The organism is Pseudooceanicola marinus (genome assembly GCF_002786295.1).
In the GTDB taxonomy this organism is placed as follows: Bacteria; Pseudomonadota; Alphaproteobacteria; order Rhodobacterales; family Rhodobacteraceae; genus Pseudooceanicola; species Pseudooceanicola marinus.
In genome coordinates, this window is the sequence record NZ_PGTC01000026.1 from 16,333 (window position 1) to 16,554 (window position 222).

The 222-nt window shown below is 69.8% G+C and carries 1 protein-coding gene; it reads right to left on the reverse strand.

Annotated elements, in window-relative coordinates; all coding sequences use genetic code 11:
- On the reverse strand, positions 1-222 hold a 222-nt coding region (locus CVM50_RS21790; RefSeq protein WP_198431939.1), incomplete at both ends, for a hypothetical protein.

Below are 222 nucleotides of genomic sequence, written 5' to 3' on the forward strand. Positions count from 1 at the left end.
GATCCAGCAGGATCCCGCGCCACAGCACCACGCGCTCCACGAAGGGCAGCACCAGCGCCTCTGGCTGATCCCGGAACAGGGTCTCATAGCGGCTCACGCCCTCGACAAAGGCGGTCCGGACGAAGACCGCCACCCCGCGCCGCGCACGTTTCAGCCCCCGGGCGATGACCTCGGCGGCCAGGCGGAACGGCGGATTGGTGATGACGAAGTCGACCTCGGGCG